Annotated in this window: 2 protein-coding genes; one reads left to right on the forward strand and one right to left on the reverse strand. The window is 42.3% G+C overall.

The features are described 5' to 3' along the window. The coding region (locus B7Y67_RS18680; RefSeq protein ID WP_293599915.1) for a hypothetical protein at positions 1-299 on the forward strand (299 nt) is incomplete at its 5' end. A 70-nt stretch (positions 300-369) separates the two neighbouring features. Here the strand turns inward: B7Y67_RS18680 and B7Y67_RS18685 are convergent. Next, the coding region (locus tag B7Y67_RS18685) for a 3'-5' exonuclease (RefSeq protein WP_293599914.1) at positions 370-1,177 on the reverse strand (808 nt) is incomplete at its 5' end.

A 1,177-nucleotide genomic window follows, 5' to 3' on the forward strand; every position in this document is an offset into this window, starting at 1 on the left:
AGCCGATGGTGCGGGACGACCTGGAGGTGCTGGTGGCCGAGGCGCATCGCCTCGGTTTTTACACCAACCTGCTGACGTCGGGCGTGGGCCTGACCGAAGGTGAGGTAAAAATATCGAATCGTATTCGGAAAAAAGACTTAAATGGTTTAGCTCTCTTCGGAGAAGATTTTCCCGAGTGTAAATTGTGTGTTGTTTCAACAGAACCCAATAAAAGGGTAACGAATATAAATGACAAAGAGATAATAATTTATCCTTATGATGTTTTTTTGAAAGACTTGTGGAGCGGAAAAATATTTTAAGAGTCTCTAAATGGCATGATTTGTAATTCAAAACAGGATTATGATCTCAATTTTTAATGCAAATGGGGATTTAATTCTTGTCTCTAGAAACCTTTGAAATGAAATCAGACATTATTTTTTTAGAGCCTGCCTTATCAAAATCAATCTCTAATCTATCATAATCGATCGATTGGATGAGGCCATAGCCAAATTTTTCATGAAAGACACGCTCTCCAATTTTATAGAGGCTTTGCCTTTGAGTGTTCCGCGGTGGGGAAAATTCTTTTTTTTCCGAGAATTTCGAGTTAGAAGGAAAAAGAGAGGGTTTTTCTTTAAAATTCTGAGAAGAATGCATCCCTTGGAGCCCTTCATGCTCAATATCCTCTTTCGGAAGCTCCTGGATAAAACGAGAAGGATAAGAAGATTGCCACTGGTTATAGATCTGGCGATTGGCAGCGTAGGTGATGTAGACATTCGAGCGCGCTCGGGTGATGCCCACATAAGCAAGTCTCCGCTCTTCTTCAAGGCCCTTTTTTCCCTGCTCATTTAAAGCACGGGCATGGGGAAAGACATTTTCTTCCCATCCGACGAGAAAGACGGTTTGAAATTCAAGCCCTTTGGCACTATGAAGTGTCATGAGGGTGACTTGATCGCTTTGATTTTGAGTAGCGTTGTCCATGATGAGAGAAATGTGTTCTAAAAACCCACCAAGGCTTGGAAATTCTTGGATCGCATTCACAAGTTCCTTAAGGTTCTCAAGACGCCCTGGAGCATCTGGAGATTTGTCTTGTGCCCAAAAATCAGTATACCCCGATTCATCAAGAATACGTTTGGTTAAAAGTGCAGGTTCTTCGTGGGGAGCAAGACTACTCCAGTGAGAGATGTTTGAGAGGAGAGCC

The sequence above is a fragment of the Polynucleobacter sp. 35-46-11 genome (assembly GCF_002281105.1).